General features: G+C 66.5%; 7 protein-coding genes. 4 read left to right on the top strand and 3 right to left on the bottom strand.

Translation table 11 applies throughout. The annotated features are described in order from the left end of the window. The 4 genes from VEG08_03125 to VEG08_03140 form a co-directional block, all read left to right on the top strand. The coding region (locus VEG08_03125; protein HXZ26972.1) for a S4 domain-containing protein at positions 1–291 on the top strand (291 nt) is incomplete at its 5' end. Positions 292–363: 72 nt separating this feature from the next. Next, positions 364–1257, top strand: coding sequence for a diacylglycerol kinase family protein (locus tag VEG08_03130; GenBank protein HXZ26973.1), 894 nt, complete (start codon positions 364–366; stop codon positions 1255–1257). An 81-nt stretch (positions 1258–1338) separates the two neighbouring features. Next, on the top strand, positions 1339–2253 hold the full coding sequence (sppA, locus tag VEG08_03135) for a signal peptide peptidase SppA (GenBank protein ID HXZ26974.1): 915 nt from the start codon (positions 1339–1341) through the stop codon (positions 2251–2253). A 65-nt stretch (positions 2254–2318) separates the two neighbouring features. Continuing rightward, positions 2319–2621, top strand: a complete 303-nt coding sequence (locus VEG08_03140; protein HXZ26975.1) for an HU family DNA-binding protein — start codon at positions 2319–2321, stop codon at positions 2619–2621. A gap of 253 nt (positions 2622–2874) precedes the next feature. Here the strand turns inward: VEG08_03140 and VEG08_03145 are convergent, their stop codons facing one another. From VEG08_03145 to VEG08_03155, 3 genes are all read right to left on the bottom strand, one after another. Continuing rightward, complete coding sequence (locus VEG08_03145; protein HXZ26976.1) at positions 2875–4110, bottom strand: ABC transporter permease; 1236 nt, start codon at positions 4108–4110, stop codon at positions 2875–2877. A 5-nt stretch (positions 4111–4115) separates the two neighbouring features. Beyond that, positions 4116–5342 (bottom strand): ABC transporter permease, encoded by a 1227-nt coding sequence (locus tag VEG08_03150; GenBank protein ID HXZ26977.1) that lies wholly within the window; start codon positions 5340–5342, stop codon positions 4116–4118. A 402-nt stretch (positions 5343–5744) separates the two neighbouring features. Next, a partial coding sequence (locus VEG08_03155; protein HXZ26978.1) for a laccase domain-containing protein occupies positions 5745–5908 on the bottom strand: 164 nt, incomplete at its 5' end.

Genomic DNA, 5908 nt, shown 5'->3' on the forward strand with positions numbered 1-5908 from the left:
GAGGACTGGGCGCGCATCTTCCAGAAAAAGGAAGTGCCGGAGAGCGTGGAAGCGGTGGCGGTGGCGTTCCAGGAGGTCGCGGCCAAGGGCGACGGCTCCGCCATCAAGCTGGACAAGCTGCTGGCGCGCTGCGGCCTGGCCGAGTCGGTGACTGACGGCGCCCGCAAGATCAAGCAGGGCGCGGTGCGCGTGGACGGCGACGTCAAGAAAGACCCCGTGCTGCACACCAAGCTGCCGGCCGAGTTGACCATCCGCGTAGGCCGCCTGCTGCGCAAAGTCACCATCTCTTAGGGAAGATCCGAGCCCTGTCGTTCCTCCTCCGTGTCCGGAGCCTGCCCTGAGCGCAGCCGAAGGGTGTCCTCTGTGGTAAAAAAGAGCGCCTTGCGCGCCGTGGCCATCTTCGCTCCCCAGGTCTCGCCGCGGCGGCTGCTTCCCTTCGAGCAGGCCTGCGGGCCGATCGAGGTGGTGGAGGAGGTCGCTCCCGGGCTCGCCGCGGACGCCGCCCTCATCTTCGGCGGCGACGGCACCCTGCACCGCCATCTTGCGGGGCTGGCGGCGACCCAGGTTCCGCTGCTCGCCGTCCCCGCCGGCAGCGCCAACGACTTCGCCTGGAACCTGGGCCTGCGCAGCCTCGACGACGCCCTCACCGCCTGGCGCAAGTTTGCCGCTGGCGGCGGCAACCTGCGCGCCGTCGACTTGGGCGTGATCGAAAGCCCAGCCGGGGCGGCTGGGCCACACGAAGCGACCTACTTCTGCTGCGTGGCCGGCTGCGGGCTGGACGCTGAAGCCAATCGCCGCGCCAACGCCCTACCCCGCTGGCTGCGCGCTCACGGCGGCTACCAGCTCGCCGCCTTGCTCACCATCCTGCTGCACCGATCGCAGACCATCACCGTCATCGCCCAGGATGCCGCGCCCGGCGGCGAGCGCCGCCTCTCCCGCCCCGCGCGTCTGGTCGCCTTCGGCAACTCGCCCACCTACGGCGGCGGCATGCGCATCGCTCCCGGCGCCGACCTGGAAGATGGCCTTCTCGACCTCTGCTTCGTCTCTCACCTGGGACGGCTGCGCCTGCTGCGCTTCTTTCCCACCGTCCTGTCGGGCCGGCACGTCGGGATGAAGGAGGTCGAGTACTTCCAGACCTCCCGCCTGCAGGTGGAAACCCAGCCCCCGCTCGACGTCTACGCCGACGGCGAGTACGTCGGCCAGACCCCCATCGCGGTGCGGATCCAGCCGCGGGCGCTGCGGGTGGTGGCGCCGTGAATCCTGCGCCGCTCCCGCCGCATCTGTGATAAGTTCTGTGATTCCCGATTGTTACGGGGAGTGCTACACTAGCCAACCGTTATGGCAGGCGAGAATCGTTCCCGCATCTGGCTCTGGGTCGTGGTGGGAGGAGGGGGCTTCTTCCTCTTCCTGATGGCGGTCTTCACCCTGGTGTACCTGGCGGCCAAAAGCGACCAGCAGGCCGACGGCTTCCGCGGCTTCGGCGACAAGATCGCGGTGGTGGACCTGGAGGGGGTCATCGTGGATCCCAAGCAGGTGGTGCCGGCACTGAAGCGCTACGCCGACGACGACTCGGTGAAGGCCATCATCCTGCACGTCAACACGCCGGGCGGGGGCGTGGCCGCTTCGCAGGAGATCTACCGCGAGGTCAAGCGCATCCGCGACGAGAAGAAGAAGCGCATCGTCGCCCAGATCGAGAGCGTGGGCGCCAGCGGCGGCTACTACGTGGCCTCGGCCACCGACAAGATCTACGCCGACCCGGGCTCGGTGGTGGGCTCCATCGGCGTCATCGCCGAGTGGTACAACTACGGCGACCTCATCAAGTGGGCCAAGCTCAAGGACGTCACCCTGAAGGCGGGCGAATTCAAGGACACCGGCTCACCCACCCGCGACCTCACCCCCGCCGAGCGCGCCTACCTGCAGGGCATGATCGACAACATGCACCAGCAGTTCATCCAGGCAGTGGCCGACGGCCGCCACCTCAAGGTCGAGGACGTGAAGGCCATCGCCGACGGCAAGGTGTGGACCGGCCAGCAGGCCCTCCCCTTGAAGCTGGTGGACCAGTTGGGCGACTTCCAGGACGCGGTCAACGACACCGCCAAGGCGGTGGGCATCAAGGGCGAGCCCGTGCTGGTGCGCCCGGAAAAGCCCCGCCGCACCCTGCTGGACGTGCTCTTCGGCGACCTCTCCGAGTATCTGCCGGATCGCGCCAAGCTCATGCAGAGCAACGTGGGCTTCTACTATCTGTGGAAGTGAGGAGAGGATTTGGGTTGCGCCCCGGCCGCCGCTAGGTTTAGAGTGCAACGTTCTCTGGAGCCAAGATGACCAAAGCCGACCTGATCGAGGAAGTCTCCCGCCTGGTGGAGTTGACCCGCAAGGACAGCGAGGTCATCGTCGAGACCATCTTCGACAGCATCGTGCGCTCGCTGCGCTCCGGCGACAAGATCGAGATCCGCGGCTTCGGCAGCTTCCGCACCCGCCAGCGCAAGCCCCGCGTCGGCCGCAACCCCAAGACCGGCGACCGCGTCCAGGTCCCGGCCAAGAAGATCCCCTTCTTCAAGCCCTCCAAGGAACTCAAGGACCTGGTCAACTCGGGCGCCAAGGCCGCGACGCCAGGCTCGTAGGACAGCCGTTGGTCGTTCGTCGTTGGCCCCCGCGTGCGCGTCAGACGACCGTTTTCTCAAGATGTCATCCTTCGCGAGGCGAAGCCGAGCGGAGGATCTGAGGACGGCGCGCGCGCAACCACTACGGCGGCCCAAGTGATCTCGCCAGATTCTCCCGCTTCGCTTCGCTCGCGGAAGAATGACATCAAAGACGATAGGCGCGTGACTCCCTGTGGTCTTGCTATCCACGATTCACTATGCACTATCCACTGCTTCACTCGTACCTGAGCGCCTCGATGGGGTCCAGCGCCGAGGCCCGCGCCGCCGGGTAGATCCCGAAGAACAGCCCCACCGACACCGAGACTGAGAAGGCCACCACGATCCAGAACAGGGAGACGTGCGAGGGCAGGGGCGAGAGCCAGTCCACCAGGGTGCTGATCAGCCCGCCCCCCATGATGCCCAGGATCCCGCCCACCCCGGTCAGCACCATGGCCTCCAGCACGAACTGGAAGAGGATGTCGCGGCGGCGCGCCCCGATGGCCTTTCTCACCCCGATCTCGCGGGTGCGCTCGGTCACCGAGACCAGCATGATGGCCATCACCCCGATGCCCCCCACCATCAGCCCGATGGAGCTGATCACCAGCATCAGCAGGTAAGCCCCGCCGGTGAGCTGGTTGTAGAGTTCGATGAACTGGTTCTGGGTGCCCACGTCGAAGGAGTTGGGCTTGCCGGGAGCGTCGTGGCGCAGCCGCCGCAGGATCTCGGTAGCCTGGTCCATGGCGTCGGGGATGGCCTGGGGGCTGCGTGCCCGCAGCGCGATCCAGGCGTCGTCCTTGGACTCGGGGTGCAGCTTCAGCATGGTGGTGTTGGGCAGCCAGATGAAGGTGTCGCGGTCGAAGCCGAAGAGCATGCCCCGGCGCTCCACCACCCCCACCACCGTGTAGCCGTCGTTCTCGAAGTAGATGGTCTTGCCCACCGGGTCCTGGTGCGGAAACATGTTTTCCGCGATGGTGGCGCCCAGCGCCACCACCCGGCTGTGGTGCAGCACGTCCCCGTCGGAGATGAAGCGACCCTCCCGCATGCGCGAGGTGTACACCACGATGTAGTCCTGGTCCACGCCCAGCACCCGCACCCCGTGGGTGTGCACGTTGCCAAAGCGCACGTTGGGATCGGGGAAACGGGTGAAGTCCAGGGGCACCAGGGTGGTGACCGTGTCCGCGTCCCTCAGCTCGGCGCGCAGCGCGGCCGCGTCCTCCAGGGTGAGTTCCTTGCGCTGCCGCTCCTCCTCGCTGGGAAAGCGGAAGGCGAACTGCGGGATGCGCTGGATGGTGATGATGTTGGAGCCCAGGCTCGATACCTGCCGCGAGAAGGAAGCATTCAGCCCGGAGATGATGGCGGCGATGGAGACCACGGTCATGATCCCGATCACCACTCCCAGGATGGTCAGGCCGGAGCGCAGCTTGTGGCTGCGGATCTGGGCGAGCGCGAGTTTGACGATCTGCCAGTACATGCCGCTCACTCCGCCCGCAACGCCACCACCGGGTCCAGCTTGGCGGCGTTGCGCGCCGGGTAGGCCCCGAAGAACACCCCGATGGAGGCGGCCGCCAGGAAGGCCAGCGCCACCGACCACAGCTTGATGGCGGCGGGCAGGGGCGAGAGCCAGGCCACCAGGAAGGCGATGCCCACGCCCAGCAGGATGCCCACCAGCCCGCCCACCGCCGCCAGCGTGACCGCTTCCGCCAGGAACTGCCCCAGGATGTCGGCCTGGCGCGCTCCCAGCGCCCTCCGCACCCCGATCTCGCGCGTGCGCTCGGTCACCGAGACCAGCATGATGTTCATGATCACGATCCCGCCCACCACCAGCGAGATGGAGACCACCGCGATCATCACCAGGAAGATGGAGCCGGTGGCCGAACTCCAGATCTCCAGGAAGGTCTCGGCGGTGTCCATGGCGAAGCCGTCCTCGTCGTTGTACATGCGGTGCAGGCGGTTGCGCAGGATCACCCGGGTCTCGTCCATCGCCGTCTGCATGTCGGCGGGGGTGGCCGCCTGCGCCTGGATCACGATGGACTGCGAGGTGACATTCTCGAAGCGGGTGTACACGGTGATGGGGATGCGCGCGAAGACGTCCTGGGGGCTGCCCAGGAAGGTGCCCTGCTTGACCGCCACCCCGATCACGGTAAAGGTGTTGCCGCCGACGCGCACATCCTTGCCGATGGGGTCCTCCGACGGGAAGAGGCGGTCGGCCACGTCCCCGCCCAGGATGATCTCGTAGCGGGCGTGGTCGATGTCGGCGTCGGTGAAGTGCCGTCCCGAGGCCAACTCCATGGCCGTCCCGATGAAGGGCGCATTCACGGTCACGCCCCGCAACTGCACGCCCTCCACCATGCGGTTCTTGTAGTGGATGGTCTTCTGGTCCACGTACACCCCGGCCACCAGTTGGCAGTGCGCGCAGCCTTGCTGCACCGCCAGGAAGTCCTCGTAGGTCAGGTTCTTGCGCTTCAGCTCCTTCTGGAACTCGTCGATGGACTGGAAGCCGGAGGAGAACTTGTTGACCTGGAAGGAGGTGGAGCCGAAGTCCATCACCCGCGAGGCCACGTACTGGTTCAGCCCCTGCACCACCGAGACCACGGCGATCAGGCTGGCCACCCCGATGATCACCCCCAGCAGGGTGAGGAAGGAGCGCAGCTTGTGCGCGCGCAAGGCGTCCACCGCCAGCTTGAAGGTCTCCCCACGGTCCATGCCGCCATTATCTACAGGAGCGCGCCACCGCGCTACCTTGGTGGGATGGGGGGAGAAAAGCGAGCTGCTAGCTTCTAGCTGCTAGCTCCTAGCCTCTTCCCTTTTGCCTTTTGCCTCTTGCCTTCCTTCCTATTGTCATCCTGAGCGAGCGATGCCCTGCGGCTGGCCCGCAGGGCATCGCGAGTCGAAGGACCCCTATACCCTCGACTACTCGAGAACGCACCAAGGCATTCCGTCGGGATCTTCCTAGCGATAGGGGTCCTTCGGTCGCCCTCCCTTACCCTGTCGCTTTCGCTCCAGGGCAGTCGGGCTTCCTCAGGATGACAATTCTTCAAGTGAGGGCTGCAAGTGCAGGCCTGAACGCCTGCGCCCCGTGTCCCGCTAACTGCTGACTCCAAACTCCTAACTCCCTTTTATCCCCACCACCCCCATCAGCCTCCCCGTCTCCCCGCTGACACGATACGAGAAGAACCGCTCCGGCTCGCAGGCGGTGCACAAGGGCGACACTTCGATGCCCTCGGCGCGCAGCCCGGCGTCGAGCAACTGCCGCCGGTTGGCCTCGGCCA

It is taken from the genome of Terriglobales bacterium (assembly GCA_035624475.1).
Classification (GTDB): Bacteria; Acidobacteriota; Terriglobia; order Terriglobales; family Acidobacteriaceae; genus DASPRL01.

Bases quoted from the DNA above. Each gene is read 5' to 3' on its own strand.
- VEG08_03150 (HXZ26977.1), bottom strand. From the start codon at position 5,342: ATGGACCGTGGGGAGACCTTCAAGCTGGCGGTGGACGCCTTGCGCGCG.
- VEG08_03140 (HXZ26975.1), top strand. From the start codon at position 2,319: ATGACCAAAGCCGACCTGATCGAGGAAGTCTCCCGCCTGGTGGAGTTG.
- VEG08_03145 (HXZ26976.1), bottom strand. From the start codon at position 4,110: ATGTACTGGCAGATCGTCAAACTCGCGCTCGCCCAGATCCGCAGCCAC.
- sppA (HXZ26974.1), top strand. From the start codon at position 1,339: ATGGCAGGCGAGAATCGTTCCCGCATCTGGCTCTGGGTCGTGGTGGGA.